General features: G+C 27.8%; 16 protein-coding genes. 7 read left to right on the top strand and 9 right to left on the bottom strand.

What is annotated here, in order from left to right:
• Nucleotides 1–660: 660 nt before the first annotated feature.
• Together HZY31_RS05170 and HZY31_RS05165 are read left to right on the top strand one after the other, a co-directional pair.
• A complete protein-coding gene (locus HZY31_RS05170; RefSeq protein ID WP_297318379.1) occupies nucleotides 661–948 on the top strand; it encodes a metal-sulfur cluster assembly factor in 288 nt (95 codons plus the stop codon).
• A 23-nt stretch (nucleotides 949–971) separates the two neighbouring features.
• Entirely contained in the window at nucleotides 972–2,132 is a 1,161-nt protein-coding gene (locus tag HZY31_RS05165; protein WP_297318378.1) for a YcaO-related McrA-glycine thioamidation protein, read from the top strand.
• Here the strand turns inward: HZY31_RS05165 and nifB are convergent.
• Nucleotides 2,129–3,046, bottom strand: coding sequence for a FeMo cofactor biosynthesis protein NifB (gene nifB, locus HZY31_RS05160; protein ID WP_297318377.1), 918 nt, complete (start codon nucleotides 3,044–3,046; stop codon nucleotides 2,129–2,131). The two genes, HZY31_RS05165 and nifB, sit on opposite strands and share 4 nt — an antisense overlap.
• Before the next feature lie 237 nt (nucleotides 3,047–3,283).
• Nucleotides 3,284–3,919: a HoxN/HupN/NixA family nickel/cobalt transporter gene (locus HZY31_RS05155; protein ID WP_297318376.1), complete on the bottom strand. Its 636-nt coding sequence runs from the start codon at nucleotides 3,917–3,919 to the stop codon at nucleotides 3,284–3,286.
• Between the two features lie 345 nt (nucleotides 3,920–4,264).
• On the opposite strand from HZY31_RS05155, the gene cbiM reads away from it, so the two are divergent.
• The 5 genes from cbiM to HZY31_RS05130 all read left to right on the top strand — a co-directional run bounded on the left by cbiM (nucleotide 4,265) and on the right by HZY31_RS05130 (nucleotide 7,409).
• Nucleotides 4,265–4,972, top strand: coding sequence for a cobalt ECF transporter S component CbiM (gene cbiM / locus HZY31_RS05150; RefSeq protein ID WP_297318375.1), 708 nt, complete (start codon nucleotides 4,265–4,267; stop codon nucleotides 4,970–4,972).
• A gap of 2 nt (nucleotides 4,973–4,974) precedes the next feature.
• Nucleotides 4,975–5,262, top strand: coding sequence for an energy-coupling factor ABC transporter substrate-binding protein (locus HZY31_RS05145; protein WP_297318374.1), 288 nt, complete (start codon nucleotides 4,975–4,977; stop codon nucleotides 5,260–5,262).
• Nucleotides 5,263–5,367: 105 nt separating this feature from the next.
• The gene (cbiQ, locus tag HZY31_RS05140) at nucleotides 5,368–6,171 is read left to right on the top strand and encodes a cobalt ECF transporter T component CbiQ (RefSeq protein WP_297318373.1); all 804 of its coding nucleotides are present in this window, start codon (nucleotides 5,368–5,370) and stop codon (nucleotides 6,169–6,171) included.
• Between the two features lie 26 nt (nucleotides 6,172–6,197).
• Complete coding sequence (locus HZY31_RS05135; RefSeq protein WP_297318372.1) at nucleotides 6,198–7,043, top strand: ATP-binding cassette domain-containing protein; 846 nt, start codon at nucleotides 6,198–6,200, stop codon at nucleotides 7,041–7,043.
• A gap of 54 nt (nucleotides 7,044–7,097) precedes the next feature.
• Nucleotides 7,098–7,409: a 2TM domain-containing protein gene (locus HZY31_RS05130; protein WP_297318371.1), complete on the top strand. Its 312-nt coding sequence runs from the start codon at nucleotides 7,098–7,100 to the stop codon at nucleotides 7,407–7,409.
• Here the strand turns inward: HZY31_RS05130 and mvk are convergent.
• From mvk to HZY31_RS05095, 7 genes are all read right to left on the bottom strand, one after another.
• Nucleotides 7,406–8,356, bottom strand: coding sequence for a mevalonate kinase (mvk, locus tag HZY31_RS05125; RefSeq protein WP_297318370.1), 951 nt, complete (start codon nucleotides 8,354–8,356; stop codon nucleotides 7,406–7,408). The genes HZY31_RS05130 and mvk overlap by 4 nt on opposite strands.
• 10 nt (nucleotides 8,357–8,366) lie before the next feature.
• Nucleotides 8,367–9,392 (bottom strand): nucleotidyltransferase domain-containing protein, encoded by a 1,026-nt coding sequence (locus HZY31_RS05120; protein WP_297318380.1) that lies wholly within the window; start codon nucleotides 9,390–9,392, stop codon nucleotides 8,367–8,369.
• Nucleotides 9,389–10,912, bottom strand: coding sequence for an NYN domain-containing protein (locus tag HZY31_RS05115; protein ID WP_297318369.1), 1,524 nt, complete (start codon nucleotides 10,910–10,912; stop codon nucleotides 9,389–9,391). The genes HZY31_RS05120 and HZY31_RS05115 overlap by 4 nt, the downstream gene beginning before the upstream one ends.
• Before the next feature lie 71 nt (nucleotides 10,913–10,983).
• Nucleotides 10,984–11,919, bottom strand: a complete 936-nt coding sequence (sppA, locus tag HZY31_RS05110) for a signal peptide peptidase SppA (RefSeq protein WP_297318368.1) — start codon at nucleotides 11,917–11,919, stop codon at nucleotides 10,984–10,986.
• Between the two features lie 33 nt (nucleotides 11,920–11,952).
• Nucleotides 11,953–12,357 carry a ribosome assembly RNA-binding protein YhbY gene (gene yhbY / locus HZY31_RS05105; protein WP_297318367.1) on the bottom strand — a complete coding sequence of 135 codons (405 nt, stop codon included), beginning with the start codon at nucleotides 12,355–12,357 and terminating at the stop codon, nucleotides 11,953–11,955.
• 70 nt (nucleotides 12,358–12,427) lie between these two features.
• A complete protein-coding gene (locus HZY31_RS05100) occupies nucleotides 12,428–14,956 on the bottom strand; it encodes an ATP-dependent helicase (protein WP_297318366.1) in 2,529 nt (842 codons plus the stop codon).
• A 17-nt stretch (nucleotides 14,957–14,973) separates the two neighbouring features.
• On the bottom strand, nucleotides 14,974–16,983 hold the full coding sequence (locus HZY31_RS05095; protein ID WP_297318365.1) for a minichromosome maintenance protein MCM: 2,010 nt from the start codon (nucleotides 16,981–16,983) through the stop codon (nucleotides 14,974–14,976).
• Nucleotides 16,984–17,021: the final 38 nt, after the last annotated feature.

Below are 17,021 nucleotides of genomic sequence, written 5' to 3'. Positions count from 1 at the left end.
CAAAGGGGATGGAAATATTTAAATTTTTTTATTTTTTAATAACATAAAATATTTATAAATTTCTATATTTATATTCTTTTTGAGAGTAATAACGAACCTCGAGAAAATCTCTATCTGAATATTATAAAATAAGAAAAATATCAAAAAAATATTATAGTAATATGAAAAATTTCAAAATTGTAATATTACTATAATAAAAAATAGAAAATTTTTATTATAAAATATTATTAAAACCCGAATATGGATAATATACTTATATGAAAATCTATAAGGATAATATTACGAATATACTTCATAAATTTAAATCTTTTAATATAATCATAATCTTTTTAAGATAAAAGAAAGGCAGAATATCTTTTATTATACACTAAATCCATAGGTTTATATATTTACATACTTTTTAAGAGTAATATCGAATCCCGGGAAAATCTCTATCTGAATATTACAAAATCATAAAAATATCAAAAAAATATTATAGTAATATGAGAAATTTTAAAATCTTCATATACTATAATAAAAAATTTCTATTTTATATTATAAAATATTAACAGATCCCGAGAGTAAGTATTATTCTATAATAGTATAAATAGCAAATCCAAATAAAATATTTATAATAAGGATCTATAAATTAAAAATAAAAACTTTTGAGGTGTAATTATTATGGTTACTAAGGAAGATGTTATAAATGCCTTAAAAACTGTTGCAGATCCTCATGTAGGAATTAGCATTGTAGATATGGGATTAGTTAAGGATATAGAAGTAGATAATGAAGGAAATGTTAAGTTTAAATTAATTCCAACTAATCCAGCGTGTATGGCTATCTTGGGAATGGCTTTTCAAGCAAAAGATGCTGTTAAGTCCTTAAAAGGAGTAAAGAATGTTGAAGTTATAGTAGAAGGACACCTTATGGAAAATGAAATTAACAAAATGTTAAAGGAAGAGAAATAATTTAAAAATGAGGTTGAATATAAATGAAGATAAAGTATAGATTAGCAAGTTATAGAGTTTGCTGTCCAGAAGAGACTTTTGAAAAAATAAAAAATACATTGAAAGATATAAATACATTGGAAATTAAAAATATACAACATTTAGATAAATTGGGAATTCCCGTATATTATTTAAAAAGGAAAGTAGTTATTGATGGAAAAGAGGGAATAGCAATAAATTATGGAAAAGGATCTACTGACATTCAAGCAAAAGTTTCTGCGTGTATGGAGGCAATAGAAAGGTTTTCAGCAAGTTATGATGAAAGTAAAATTAAAAAAGAGGCAGATAATCCTATAAACATTAAAGATTTAATTTTGCCACAATACTCAGATAAGAATGTCAAAGAATGGGTGGAAGGATTTGATATAATTAATAATGATACTGTAGATATTCCAGTAGATGCTGTTTTCTATCCAGTTTATGGTAAGTTATTTAGAGGAAATACTAATGGATTGGCAAGTGGAAATAATTTAGATGAGGCAATATTACATGGAACTTTGGAGGTTATTGAAAGAGATGCATGGAGTTTGGCAGAGTTGGTTAGGAAGATTCCAAAGAAGATTAATCCAGAAGATGCTAAAAATCCATTAATACATGAATTAATTGAAAAGTTTAATAATGCTGGTGTTGATATAATTTTGAAGGATTTAACTTCAGAATTTGAGATTCCAGTAGTTGCCGCAATTTCTGACGATTATTCAAGTAAAGATCCTCTAATGTTATGTATGGGTGTAGGTTGCCATTTAGACCCAGAAATTGCTATTTTAAGATCTTTAACAGAAGTGGCTCAAAGTAGAGCATCTCAATTACATGGATTTAGGAGGGATGCAAAATTAAGGAAAGAATTTACTTCAAAAATATCTTATGAGAGATTAAAGAGGATACATAAAAAATGGTTTGAATTTGAAGAAGAGATTTATATTTCAGACATGCCTAACAATGCAAAGTATAACTTAAAAAAGGATTTAGAATTTATAAAGGACAAAATTTCTGAAAATGGATTTGATAAACTGATATATGTTGATTTAAATAAAGTTGGAGTTGATACAGTTAGGGTTATAATTCCAAAAATGGAAGTTTATTCAATTGATAGGGATAGATTATCAAAAAATGCAATACAAAGGGCTAAAAAACTTTACTATTAATGTGAAAAATGTTTTAATTCAAAGACATCTAAATTTTTATTTTGCTCCATATTTTTTTCTTTAAAAAATTCTTCTAATATTTTTCTTTCTTTTATTAGCCCTACTGAATCAGCCCTACATTGACCGCAAGCCCTAAATTGTGGAATATATTTTTCACACTCTTCTCTAACTCTTTTTAGTTCCTCACAAGTTGGAGGTCTCATATTTTTCATTTTGTATAGTGGAATTAATGGAATTATATTTTGAATATATACATAGTCTTTTAATTCTTTTGCTATTTCAACAACATGGTTCATATTAATCTCTGGAATTAAAACAGTATTTATTTTTATTATTAATCCTTCGTCAAAAGCTTTTTTTATTCCATCAATTTGATTCTCTATTAATATTTTAGCCCCTTCAACATTATGATGTATTTTTTTATTATAATAAACCCATTCTACTATATCTTTTAAAATTTCTGGATTTATTGCATTTACAGTTACTGTTACTGTTTTAACATTTAAATCAACTAATTTTTTGTAGTATTTATTTAACAATAAGCCATTAGTAGAAAGACATTTTATAAGGTCTGGGAATTTTTCATCTATAATTTCAAGAGTTTCAAAAGTTTCTTTGTTAAACAAACTATCTCCCGGTCCAGCAATTCCAACAACCTTTATATTTGGAATTTCTTTTAAAACTCTTTTTAAATATTCTTCAACATCCTCAGGTTTTAATATTGCTAATGATACTCCCGGTCTATGCTCACATGCCTCTTTTCCTAAACTTCTTCTACAAAATTTACATGCAATGTTACACTTTGGTGCTACTGGCAAATGAACTCTCCCAACTTTATCGTGAATTTTTTCATTGAAGCATGGATGGACTTTAGTTATATGAGCAAATTTTGACATCTTTATGTTCTCATCCATAGTATCACATTGAACATAGTTTAGATACTATATATTAAAACATCATATTAAAACATCTAATATAAAATGTTTGTATATTTAATAAATACATTTACTTTTGAATTCTATTTAATAATTCATCAACTGTTATTGTTGAACTCATTTTTTTCACCAAATAAAACCATCGCTATAATTTCACTAATAAATACAACTTAATAAAATAAAAAATAGTATATAATGATTTTTGAAATTAAAAATTTATAATTCTAAAATAGGATGTAAAACTGGATGAAGAATTGTATATAGACCAATTAGTAAAATTATAGTCCCACTAACTAAAGGAAGTTTTGAAATTTTTTTACTACCTATATATTTCTCTATAAATTCTTTACTTTCAATGAGTAATACTAATAATCCAGTTAATGATATAGCCAATCCTATACTAAAAATAGCCACATAGATTAAACCATCAATTACATTTCCCGAGGATATTGATAATAATAAAACTGCCAAAGCCGTTGGACATGGAACTAAGCCAGCGGATAATCCTAAAGCAATTGTTCCTTTTTTAGTATCTATTTTATGCTCATGTGGATGAAAATAACTTTTTAGTATCCAAATCCCTATAATTATTAAGATTAACCCTCCTATAATACTCATCATATCATGAACCATTTCTACATTTAGATTTTCCAGTAAATATATTGAAATTATTCCTAATAAGAATACAACTGCAGTATGGGAAACTGTAACAGTTATTCCCAATAGGATAGCATCTTTTATGCTCGTTTTAGTCCCTACGATGTAAGCGGCTAAAACACTTTTCCCGTGTCCTGGTTCTAATGCGTGTAACATTCCGAGTATGAAAGCAGTAATTGTAAATAAAAGATTCATATCAATCACCGTAATAACATATTTTTATATAAACTTTTAATTTGTAATATCTAATATTACTAAAATTGTGTTATTATATAAATAAGTTATTACTAAAAAAGATAATTTAATCAATATTAAAAATGTCTTTAATTTTTGGGAGTATGATAAAGTATGAAAAACAGTGAAGAATTCTTTAAAAATAATAAAATTAAATATAACTTTAATATTAATAAAAAATCGTTAAGTATATATAGTATTAGTATATACAGTATATAAAAATGATTATAACATCTATAAATCTTTTAATTAAATCTAAAAATAAAGAAATAAAAATATCTACATACTCCAGGAATAGGTGATAACATGCACATAATGGAAGGTTACTTACCACCTATGTGGTGTGCCTTTTGGTATATATTGTCAGGTATAGTAATAGCCTACGGGATAATCCAATTGAGAAAGTTATTAAATGAACATCCAGATGCTAAACCTTTAGTAGCTATTTCAGGAGCATACATGTTCGTATTGAGTTCTTTAAAAATGCCTTCAGTTACAGGTAGTTGTTCCCACCCATGTGGTAACGCTTTGAGTGCAGTGTTGTTTGGAGTTCCAATAACTGCAGTTTTAGGGGCAATTGTTCTACTGTTCCAAGCATTGTTTTTAGCTCATGGAGGAATTACAACATTAGGGGCTAATGACTTCTCAATGGGTATTGTTGGTCCAGCAGCAGCAATTATAGCATACAAAATTTGTATGAGATTAGGACTAAATTCAAATATTGCAATATTCTTTGCCGCAGTATTTGGAGATTGGTTCACTTACATAACTACAGCAATACAATTAGCGTTGGCATTCCCAATTCCTTCATTCACTGCGGCATTTACCAAGTTTATAGTAATCTATGCATATACACAAGTTCCATTGGCTATTGCTGAAGGGTTCTTAATTGTAATAATCTGGGACTACATTAAGAAGTTAAGACCAGACATTCTCAAAAAATTAAATGTAGTTCCAGAAAAAGAATTAGAGCCATACTTAAATGTTAAATCTACTGTTAGTGGAGGTGAATAACTTTGGAAACCAAACACATTATTTGTTTATTGGCAGTTTGTTTAATTGTAGTAATTCCTTTAATAATGTATGCTGGAAAAACTGAAGAACAGGGATACTTTGAAGGTTCTGACGATGTAGGGACTGAGGCTATAGAATCTACTGGTTATCATCCATGGTTCCATCCAATTTGGGAGCCACCAAGTGGAGAGATAGAGAGTTTATTATTCGCTTTGCAGGCGGCAATTGGGGCTATAATCATCGGCTACTATGTAGGATACTTCAAAGCAAAAAGAGAATTAGCTCAATAAAAAATAATAAATAAATTTTTATTATTTTTATTTTATTTTTAACTTTTTATCTGTAATTTAAAGAAAAATTAACTCTTATTTTTTAATTTTAAATTGGTGATAAAAATGAAGCATAATATTGTAGATTATATCGCTATAAACAATAAGTTAAGGTATGTTAATCCAAAGTTAAAGTTTATTTTTGCAATCTCAATGCTAATAATTTCTTTAATATCAAAGTCAATTATAGTTCCACTGTTAATATTTTTTATCGTTTCATTTATTCTACTGTTTATAGCCAAAGTCCCAAAGAGAGTTTATGGAGTCTTTATAGGAATTCCACTAAGTTTTGGAATATTAAATTTAGTATTATTTGCATTTCTTTTTGGAAAAGTTGTGTGGTTCTATATAAATATATTTGGTTTTAAAATTCCAGTGTATATTGATGGATTTGACTTAGGTTTTTTACTATTTGGAAGAATGCTCGGTGGAGTTAGTAGTATGCTATTCTTAGCCCTAACAACTCCAATGCCAGAATTATTTTACATATTGAGAGAGTTAAAATTACCAGAAGAATTTGTAGATATGGCTATGTTAATATATAGATATATATTTGTTCTTTATGAAGAATATGAAAGAATGAAGTTTGCACAGGAGTCAAGGTTGGGAGAGGCTAATTTAAAATCTACATATAAATCTTTGGGTGCATTAGCGGCACATTTATTTATTAGAGCGTGGGAAAAAGGAGAGCAGTTAAATATATCAATGCTTTCAAGATGCTACGATGGAAAGTTAAAATTATTAGGGGGAATTAAAAATCCACCTATTCCATATATTTTAGCAATTGCTATTTTTGACATTTTCCTTATAGGAATCTCCTTATTAACTCAAAACTTTAAAGTTAGCAGTTTAATTTTGCATTATCTTTAAATTTTTAAAATTTTAAAGGTGAAAATATGAATATAATTGAAACAAGAGATTTGTATTTTTGTTATCCAGATGGAACTGAGGTTTTGAAGGGAATAAATTTTAAAGTAAAAAAAGGGGAAATTGTATCTATCTTAGGTCCTAATGGGGCTGGAAAATCAACTTTATTTTTGCATTTCAATGGTATATTAAAACCAACGAGAGGAGAGGTTTTAATAAAAGGAAAGCCAATAAAGTATAATAAAAAGGGATTAATTGAAGTTAGAAAAACTGTTGGCTTAGTATTTCAAAATCCAGATGACCAGATATTTGCTCCAACAGTTCAAGATGATGTGGCATTTGGTCCTTTAAACTTAGGACTACCAGAGGATGAGGTTAGAGAGAGAGTTAAAGAGGCGTTAAAAGCTGTAGGTATGTGGGAGTATAGAGATAAGCCACCACATCACCTAAGTGGAGGACAAAAAAAGAGAGTGGCAATTGCTGGAATCTTAGCAATGAAACCAGAAGTTATTGTTTTAGATGAACCAACTGCTGGCTTAGACCCTGTTGGAGCGGCTCAAATTATGAAACTACTTTATGATTTAAATAAAAAGGGAATGACAATTGTTATCTCAACACATGACGTTGATTTAGTTCCAGTATATGCAGATAAAGTTTATGTTATCTATAATGGGAAGATTTTAAAAGAAGGAACTCCACAAGAAGTTTTTAGTGATGTTGAAACAATAAGAAAGGCGAATTTAAGATTACCAAGAGTAGCACATTTAGTTGAAATTTTAAATAAAAAGGATAATATTCCTATTAAGTTGGGATATACAATTGGAGAAGTTAGAAGAAATCTATTGGAATTTATAAAAGAAAAGTGTCAGGTATAAATCTATAAATATCTGGACTAATAGATATAATTATAGAATAATACTGGTGACACAATGATGATTAATGAAATACCTTTGGAGGTCTATAAAAAAGTTTATAGAGAAATAATAAAAGAAAAAAAGAAAAGGAAATTTTTAATTCATTTAATAATCTACATAATTGTTAATGCAATGTTTATAGTTGATAACCTTCTATACACTCCTGATGAAATTTGGTTCATATATCCTCTTATATTTTGGGGGTTTGCTCTATTAATACACTACCTATATGGTGTTCATTGGGTAGATAATATTCTTAAAGATATAGAAGCAAGAGCAGAATATAGAGCAAGAGAAATTTTAAAAAATAATATACATCAAAATTAAATCATTATCTCACACTTAAAGATTTTTACATTCTCCTTATTTAATTCTTTTATTAAATCTTTCTCATTTTCTTCATTAACTAATATTATAATACACCCCCCTCCCCCAGCACCAGTTAATTTTGCTCCATATCCATATATATTTCCAATATTAACAATTTTATCAAGTTTTGGCGTAGAAACATTCAATTTTTTTAAAAGTTCGTGATTTTTTGTCATTAATCTTCCAAAATCTTCTTTATTTTTTGTTTTTAATGCCTCCTCAACTATTTCGTCAATTTTTTTAAATATTATATCTTTATCTTTAATTTTGGCAACCTTATTAACCAACTCAGCAGTTTTTTTCTTCCTTTTTTCAACATAAACTATTAAAAATTTACAACTTTTTAAAAATTCCTCAAAACTGCCTTTAATTTTCTTAAATTTGTTATTTTTTATCTCTAAAATACCTCTATATGTTATTGTAAAAATATCTGTTATACTCGCCTTTCCTTGAACTTCTCTCTCTACCAAATAACCAAGTTTTGCAACTTCATCATTTTTAAGATGTTTGTTATAAAATTTACTAACAGCCCTTATTGTTCCAACGGTTATTGAGGCAGAACTGCCTAAGCCACAACTCACTGGAATTTTTGAAGAAATTTCCATTTTAAACCCAAATTCTGGTTCTATATTTAGGTAATTTAATGTATTTCTTATAGCACAGAGGCAATATTTAAAATCACTCAAATTATTATCTAAATTTGAAATATTTAAATCTTTTATATTATTTAAATCCAAACTTAATGACGTGTTTAAATCCTTTAAATTTAATATTATTTTTCTTTCATTGATTTTATCAATTTTTATAGTTGATGTTAAATTGATAGCCATTGATACTGCTCTATATCCATAAACAACTGCGTGCTCTCCAAATAATATAACTTTTGAGGGAGTTTCAACTATCATAAATAAAACCTTACAAATTTTTTAACTTTATATACTCATTATATGCCTCTCTTGTAGTTCCTACAACAACTCTCTTATATTTATTTCCAGATTTATCAATAACCTCCTCTAATTTTCCTCTTGCAATAATCTCCTCTCCATTAAAACACTGTCCTGCATAAGTATGGGTGAAAGAAACAACCTCTTTTATATTTTCATCATTGTAGCACTCTATCTCATAAATTGCAGGATTGTCAAAGGCAAAATCATCATTTAATACAACTCCTTCTATTTCTACAAAGCCCAAATTTTTATATCTCTTATCACCATACTTTCCTTTAATTTCATCCCATTCCCTTGTAAATAGTAAATCAAACATTGTATTATTTACGACTCCTCTATTATACTTTCTCTTTTCATAAAATATAAATTCTTCATAAGTTAAAGTGTTATCTTTAATTCTCTTTTTATATGCAATTTTCCAAAAATTTTCAGACAATGGCTCTAATTTTCCATCTTCAAATGCCTGTTTCAATGCTTCTCTTCCTTTTTTATGCATCTCTCTACCATAGATTACAAAGTCAATGTCAGAATTTTTGTTATTTAACTTTAACAATAGAGATCCGCTAACTCCCATACTTTTAATTGGAACTCCATAATCCTCTAATATTAAAGATAATTTTCTACATTTCTCTTCCAACTCATTTAATTTATATTCTTCATTAACAATTTCCTTTAATCGTTCTTTTGGTTTTAATATTCTTTTTACATCTTCCTTAGGAATTGCGTGCATTAACACATCGATAGTTTCATCATAAAATAAATATTTATTAAAATTTTCCTCTAAGAATTTGTATGCCAAAGAACTTTCACTTATTTTTACATATTTTATTCCATTAATTTCTCTAATATTACTTATATCAACTTCAAAATTTACAAATTTATAAGGAACATATCTCAAAAAAGATAAAACTCTATCTTCTGGATGATAGTATGAATTTACAGCAAAGTATAATCCTTCATTAGTTTCTATAAAATCTCTAATCCTTACTCTCATACTACCACAGATTCTTTTATTTTTTCCAATCTTTTTAGACATAATTCAGAATATATCTTTCTCAACAATTCAATATCTATATTAATATTTCCATCTTTTATCGTAAATGGAATGATGTAATCTTTAATTTCTTTGTATGATGGATATTTTGAATTCTTCATTATATAATCTTTAAATGATGCATTACTTATAACTAATGCACCAAAGTTTTTTATATAATCAATTATAAAGTCATAAGCTTCATCTTTTGATTCAACTCTTTTAATTTTACATTTATCAATTAAATACTTCCAAATGTCCTTTTCTTTAATCTTATAGTATGTTTCCATATCTATGACAACTATTATGTTTTTAAATCCTGCATCTTTAATTTTTTTAATAAGATTTTCTATTGATTTAGATGAAAGATTAGATATATTTTCTAAAACAGTTATAGCATCAATAATAACAATCCTTCTTGAAGGCTTTGGTGGATATGTCCTTTTAAATATTTTTTTCTCTTTAATATATTCACCAAGTAAGGAAATAATTTCGCTATTTTCTAAATATTCCTCTAAATCATCTATTGTAGTAAATTTTGTAGAATACCAAGAAGGCCCTGAAATACCAAGAATCTTACTTAACATATCTTTTTTTATCTTCATTAATTTTTCTTTTTCTTTTAATTTATTATATAAATCTTTGAGACTTATAGTTTCATCTAATTTCATATCCATTAAAATCTTTAATAAATATCCCTCTTCAAATGTTTCTAACTCAAAGTTTTCACAAATTTTTTTTAATTCTTTATACTCCTTAAACTCCTTTTCGCTTGAAATCTCGAGAGTTTTTGCTATTCTATATTCTTCTGCATTTTTAAAACCTCTAAATAATGCATCATTATATTCATAGGCATCTTTAAATCCTCTTTTTAAGGCATCCTGATATTCATTATAATCACCAAAACCTGCTTTTAGTGCTTCAACTAATTCATCAAAATTCTTAAACCCTCTTTCTAATGCAAAATAATAGAGTTCAGCGTCATTTGAAAATTTCCTTTCTTCTAATATTCCATTATAAAGATAATATATACTATATTTATCATCAACTTTTTTTGCTATACCTTCTTCTTCAAGTTTTTTAAGTCCATCTATAAATCCAAGTTCTTTTGCTTTTTTGTAATCTTCAATATTTTTAAATCCAGAAGATTTATATTTTTTATATTCTTCAAGATTTTCAAATTGTAAATATTCGTAATATTCTTCAGCACTTAAACCTAATGATTTAGCTTCTATCATATCTGACAATGATTTAAATCCATTAGCAGGAATATAAAATATAACGCCATTATCCACAAAGAAAAATATTTGCTCAATATTATCTTCATATCTGTAAATTACATTTTTTCCAAGGACTCTGTGAGATTCAAGAAATTCCTCAACACTTTTAATTTTAACCTTTGGTAAATTTTCTATTTCATCGACCTCTATATATTTTATTAAATTTGCCCTTATTTTAAGGATATTTAAATTATATTTCATATTTTCACCAAATTTAAAATAGTAATTATTTAATAATTATTGTTTTCATTTACTTATAAAAAAATTTTAGTTTAATGTAATAAAATTTTCTCATCTCTAATTCCTGCTGAATATAAAACTTCTCCAAGACCTTTTCCAATACCATATCCTAAGTAGTATGTTAATTTAAATAATAATCCATTATCTTCATTTAATCCATACTCTACAATTTCTGGATTTGAGACATTTGCAAGTTCTTCCAATTTTTTCAATGCAGTTTCTTCTGTTCCAACTTCATCAACTAATCCCACTTTTTTAGCATCTTCTCCGGTGTATATTTTACCATCTGCTATTTTTAGAGTGTAATTTATTGAGAAATGCCTATATTTTGCAACCCATCTAATAAAATCCATATATGTTTCATTTATCATCTTTTGTAAGTACTCATATTCTTCTTTAGTCATAGGTCTAAATGGAGAGCCAATATCTTTATACTTTCCTGCCTTTATTGTAGTTACATTTATTCCAAGTTTTTTCATCAAGCCATAGTAATGTATTATGTCCATTCTAACTCCAATACTTCCAACTATTGAATCCTTCTCAGCAACTATATAGTTGGCTGGTGCTGAAACCATATAAGCCCCTGAAGCATCTAATCCTTCAACATAAACAACTACTGGCTTTTTCTTTGCAAGTTCTGCTACTTTTCTTGCCAATTTTTCACTGGCTATAACTTCACCACCCGGAGAATTAACTATAAGTAAAACTCCTTTAACTGAGTCATCTTTTTCTAATCTATCTAATAAATTAATGTAATATCTCGCATCTTTTTTATTACCAAATAATAATCCAGAATCTTGATCATAATTAAAATAAATTTCATTGCATAGATAAACCTTTGCTATTTTCTCTCCTCCAAATAAATTTATACTTTCATTTGATAAACTCATAACTACCAATATAGTGGCTCCTACAATTCCAATTAAAACAACAAAAAGAATTATTAATATTAAATAGATTTTTTTCATTTTTTCCCTCTATTAGTAATATCTTTTTATTTTTTATTCTTTAATTGCCTTTTTTTTAAATTTTTCAAACAATTCAATAATTTTCTCATCTTTTTTGACTTTTTTCTTAGGTTTCTTAGATAAATATTTTTTCCATCCCTCTCTTGGTCTAAATAATGTTATAACATGTCCTACTACACTAACAACCTCTGCATCACACGCCTTAGAAAGTTTATCTGCAATTTCATATTTGTCTTCATATAGTAAGGCAGTTTTTCTAACCTTAACTTTTATTAACCCTCTCGCTTTCAACTGCCTATCAACTTCCTTAATAACCTTCTCACTACCTTCCTTTCCAACCCAAACAACAGGCTCTAAATGGTGAGCTTTAGCTCTAAGCATCCTCTTCATTTTTCCAGTAAGTCTCCTTTTTTGTTCATTATTTTGCTCTTCTGTCATTAAGTATCACCAAAAATATTTTAATTAATAGTTATAAATAGTTATAGAGATGTTAAACTATATAAAATTTTTATTCCTCTTTTTTATTTCCCTTGATAAACTCCATAACTCTTTTGTGTAATTCCATAATCATCCTTCTCTTATCTTCCATAAATATAACATCTGATGACGCAAATACTATTAAATTAAACGCAAATGGAGAAGGAGTTGGTAATTTTAAATAATATATTTTTCTCTTTTTTATTTTTTCGAAATAGTCTAAAGCGTTCTCAATATCCAAAGAATCCTCTAAAATCTCCCGAATTGTTTCTCTATATAGTGGATGATTAACCTCTTTACAGTATTTTAAAAGCATCTCAGCATTAAATTGTTGTTTCTCCACACTAATCTTCTTATTCATATATCTTCGTAAAATCATAAAGCCCCTTGTAGCAACATGTCGAAATCTTCTCTTTATAATATCACTTCTTTCAATAGATTCCCTAACATTTTTAACAATGTCTATATTTAGTAATTCCACAATATCAGATTTTGTTATTTTTCTATTCTTTGGAAGTATCAAAGCAAATCCATAGTCATTTACTGATATTCTTACATTACAATTTTTAATTTTAGAGATGTAATTGGCAAAAGCTCTTGCCAAAGCCTCATTAGCCCTCCTTCCTGCAACAAAGTGGAATATATAATATCTTCTCTTCTCTTCGTCAAAATTTTCTATTAAAACTTTCTCATCGTCAGGAACAATTGCATACTTATTTTGCTCTTCTATGTAGTTTTTTACTGCTTTAGATGTTTTCTCATCAATATCATACTTATTTTTAATATCCTCAACTTCTTTATGTAAAACTTCTTTCCTAAATTTTTCTATATCTAATGCCAAATCATAAGCAAGAGGCAACTGTTCAGAAAACCACGCTGGAATTGTTGGATTTTCATTAAACACCTCTTTAACCATAATTTTGTTTCCTCTACTACCTAAATACTTATAGGTTTTTCCTCCTAAAACAAATATATCTTCTTTCATCAACTTTTCAGCAAACTCTTCCTCAACCTCACCAACATATCTTTTTCCATCATAGACAGATATAGATGTCTCATCAGGAATTGTTCCAACATTCATATAGTAAATTGCTCTAACATTTTTCCCTCTCTTACCAAATTTGTTATCTTTTAACCATATTTTAGCATAAACCTTTTTTTCTTCAATACTTCCAGATAAGTATCTTAAAACATCTAAGAAATCCTCTTTACTTAAATCTTTATATGGATATGCTCTTTTAATTAAATTATATGCTTCATCAACATCCCAAACCTTTTCCAAAGCCATTCCCACAATATGTTGTGCCAATACATCTAAACAGTTCTTTGGAATATGTATTTTATCAATTTTACCAATTTTAGCATCATAAGATAATATAACATTTTCAATTAAATCGTCTCTATCAAAAGGAATTATTATTCCCTTACTCTTTTCGTGAAGTTTATGCCCACTTCTTCCAATTCTTTGTAAAGCCCTCGAAACACTCTTTGGAGAACCTAAGAGAATAACTAAATCAATGCTCCCTATATCAATTCCCAACTCTAAGGATGTTGAACTAATAACACACGACAGTTCTCCTTTTTTTAATTTTTCTTCAACCATTAATCGATGTTCTCTACTTAAAGAAGAATGATGTGTCTCAATATTCTTTATACCCATCTTTTTTAAATGAAATGCCACTCTTTCAGTTGCGCTCCTTGTATTTGTAAATATTAAAACTGTTCTATGCTCTTCAATAAGTTTTTTTAATAAATTGTATAATCTTTTACTAATCTCTTCAGAAGGAGTATATATAAAGTCATCAACTGGTGATAAAACTTTTATTTCCATATCTTTTTTGTAGCTAACATCTACAATGTAGCAATCTCTTCCATTACCTACTAAAAATTTGGCAACTTCTATTAAAGGATGAATTGTTGCAGATAACCCAATTCTTATAAAGTTTGCTATTCTATTTAACCTCTCTAAGGATAAAGAAAGATGAACACCTCTTTTATTTGTTAATGCATGAATTTCATCAACTATAACATATTTAATTCCTTCCAATAACTTAGAAAATTTTGGAGAGCATAAAGATATTGCCAAAGATTCTGGAGTGGTTATCAATATATGAGGTGGTTTTTTTAACATCCTTTGCTTTTGAGAACTCGTAGTATCACTCGTTCTTACAGCCACTCTAATCTTATCCAACTCAATTCCTAATTCTTTAGATACTTCGTAAATCTCCTTTAATGGTTCCTTTAAATTTCTTTCAATATCATTATTTAAAGCTCTCAAAGGAGAAACATAAAGAATATAAATTCTATCCTCTAACTTTTTTTCCATAGATAATTTTATCAATTCATTAATCCCTGCTAAAAAAGCAGATAATGTTTTTCCACTTCCAGTTGGTGAGCAAATTAAAATATTTTTTCCTTCGTGTATTTCCTTAATTGCATATCTTTGTGGAGGAGTAAAAGTTTTATATTTTCTTCTAAACCATTCTTTTACTGGTTTTTCTAAAATCTTATAAATTTCCTCGTCAGAATGTTCCTTCTTTAAATATTCTATTTTTCCCATAGTTATCCCAAAAAGTATTATAATATTCTATATCTCCCCGGCTTTGGTTCGTCAATATCACCATACTTAACTAATTTTTTAATAATATTTTCTAATTCATCCTCTTTAATTCCTTTCTTTTTTGCCTCCTCAGCAATATCAACATACTCAACAAGTTCTGATTTTTCTGCCAATTCTTTAATTATTTCATATACAACAATTAATTTATCCCTTTCTTTCTTAGAAACTCCCAATATTTTATCAACATCAAATATTCCTGTCTCTGGGTCATAGGCAATTTCTTTTAGGCATTCAGTGATAATATTTATTGCTTCCTTGGCATCTTCTTCATCAACTACATCCTTTAACTTTGCCTTTGCATGAGCTTCAGCAATTCTTATAGCAGATTCCAACTGTCTTGCAGTTATTTGGTGCTTTTTTCTCATTTCAACATAGTAATTAATAAATAATTCTTTGGCTCTTTCGCTAATTACTGGCTTTTTTTGCCTTGCGTAGTAAATGTATTTTATTATAAACTCCTTGTCAATCTTTACGCCATCAACTTCCAAATAATTTAGCCCTATTTTTTTATTTATATTGTCATCTAAATAAGCCCTATGTAAGTCAATAATATATTCGGCAATGTCTCTATCTCTATTCTTATCAGAAACATCTCTAATTGGAAATATTAAGTCAAATCTACTTAATAATGGGGCAGGAATGTTAATCTGCTCAGCTACAGAAACCTCTGGATTAAATCTACCCCATCTTGGATTACATGCTGCCAATATTGCACATTCAGCAGGCAATTTAGCATTAATTCCTCCTTTACTAATATGAATTGTTTGACTTTCCATTGCCTCTAAGATATAACTTTGCAAATCTTTATTAACAGTCAATTCATCAATACAGGCAGTTCCCTTATGTGCTTTAACCAATAAACCTGGTTTTATAACCCATGTATCTTCTCCAATTTCAGTTTTTTCCCTAACTACTGCGGCAGTTAAACCAACACCAGTTGCAGTAGTAACTGAACCATATAAATTACCAGGAATTTCAGCAATTTTTCTTAAAATTACTGTCTTCCCAATGCCTGGATCAGTAATTAAAAGTATATGTATATCTGCCCTTTTACCTGGTTTTTTCACTCCCTTTATTTGTTGCAAAAATACAGCTTTTTTTATTGCTGAATGTCCCCTAATTTCAGGAATTAATCTATCAGCCAATATATCAATGATATCCTGCCTTTTAGCTAATTTTTTAATATTTTCAATATCTGAATTAGTTAATTTAATTTTAACATCTCCATCTAAGGCTTCACAATGTATTGCCTTAACATAAATTTCATATATAGGAAGTTTTTTGCTCTTTCTAATTTTTATTGGAACGCCAGTTATTTTAACTCTTCCAGCATACACCCCTGAACTGTTCTCTAAAAACACAGTTACATACTTTGGAGGTTCTTCTGGATTTTCCATTAAATCTAAGGGTTGCTGAACTTTTATTTCTTGAAAATCAGTATATGTTGATTTATTCTCAATTAAATTTAATTCTGAGCCACATTCACATACAGATTTTTCACCCTCAAAATTCAAAATATCTATCTCCTTATAATATTCTCTTCCACATTTTGGGCATATATAATAGGCATATTTTAACATTGGTCTAATTTTTGATGCCATTACAATGATTCCTTCAAATTCTACCAACTTCCCTAAACTATTGCTTCTAATATCCTCTACTGTAAAAATCTCCCCTTTCCTTGTAGTTTTAAAAATTTTTGGTAAATTCTTTACTGAAACTATTATGTTTTTTGGATATTCGTTTTTTAAAGTGTAGTATGCCTCATAGTAACACTCTTTTATAAATTTAATACCCTTTTCAGGATTATCTACTAAAAACTCTACAAATTCCATTAACCCATATTCATAAAGTTTATTTAAATCAATTACAATTTTTTCACTGTCTAATATAATATCCTCTTGGTGAATATTCCTTAAATATGCAACTAAATAGTCTTTAAAGTCTTCTAATGTTTCCATATCCATAGTTGCATCCCCACAAAATAGAAGTTTATTAATTTATT

Source organism: Methanocaldococcus sp. (genome assembly GCF_024490875.1).
Classification (GTDB): Archaea; AGJL01; Methanococci; order Methanococcales; family Methanocaldococcaceae; genus Methanocaldococcus.
This window is presented reverse-complemented; position numbering and strand designations above follow the sequence as displayed.

Coding starts and splice junctions, on each gene's coding strand:
- cbiQ (WP_297318373.1), top strand. CDS start 5,368: ATGAAGCATAATATTGTAGATTATATCGCTATAAACAATAAGTTAAGG.
- HZY31_RS05130 (WP_297318371.1), top strand. CDS start 7,098: ATGATGATTAATGAAATACCTTTGGAGGTCTATAAAAAAGTTTATAGA.
- HZY31_RS05135 (WP_297318372.1), top strand. CDS start 6,198: ATGAATATAATTGAAACAAGAGATTTGTATTTTTGTTATCCAGATGGA.
- HZY31_RS05155 (WP_297318376.1), bottom strand. CDS start 3,919: ATGAATCTTTTATTTACAATTACTGCTTTCATACTCGGAATGTTACAC.
- HZY31_RS05100 (WP_297318366.1), bottom strand. CDS start 14,956: ATGGGAAAAATAGAATATTTAAAGAAGGAACATTCTGACGAGGAAATT.
- HZY31_RS05120 (WP_297318380.1), bottom strand. CDS start 9,392: ATGAGAGTAAGGATTAGAGATTTTATAGAAACTAATGAAGGATTATAC.
- HZY31_RS05165 (WP_297318378.1), top strand. CDS start 972: ATGAAGATAAAGTATAGATTAGCAAGTTATAGAGTTTGCTGTCCAGAA.
- nifB (WP_297318377.1), bottom strand. CDS start 3,046: ATGGATGAGAACATAAAGATGTCAAAATTTGCTCATATAACTAAAGTC.
- HZY31_RS05115 (WP_297318369.1), bottom strand. CDS start 10,912: ATGAAATATAATTTAAATATCCTTAAAATAAGGGCAAATTTAATAAAA.
- mvk (WP_297318370.1), bottom strand. CDS start 8,356: ATGATAGTTGAAACTCCCTCAAAAGTTATATTATTTGGAGAGCACGCA.
- HZY31_RS05170 (WP_297318379.1), top strand. CDS start 661: ATGGTTACTAAGGAAGATGTTATAAATGCCTTAAAAACTGTTGCAGAT.
- yhbY (WP_297318367.1), bottom strand. CDS start 12,357: ATGACAGAAGAGCAAAATAATGAACAAAAAAGGAGACTTACTGGAAAA.
- HZY31_RS05095 (WP_297318365.1), bottom strand. CDS start 16,983: ATGGATATGGAAACATTAGAAGACTTTAAAGACTATTTAGTTGCATAT.
- cbiM (WP_297318375.1), top strand. CDS start 4,265: ATGCACATAATGGAAGGTTACTTACCACCTATGTGGTGTGCCTTTTGG.
- sppA (WP_297318368.1), bottom strand. CDS start 11,919: ATGAAAAAAATCTATTTAATATTAATAATTCTTTTTGTTGTTTTAATT.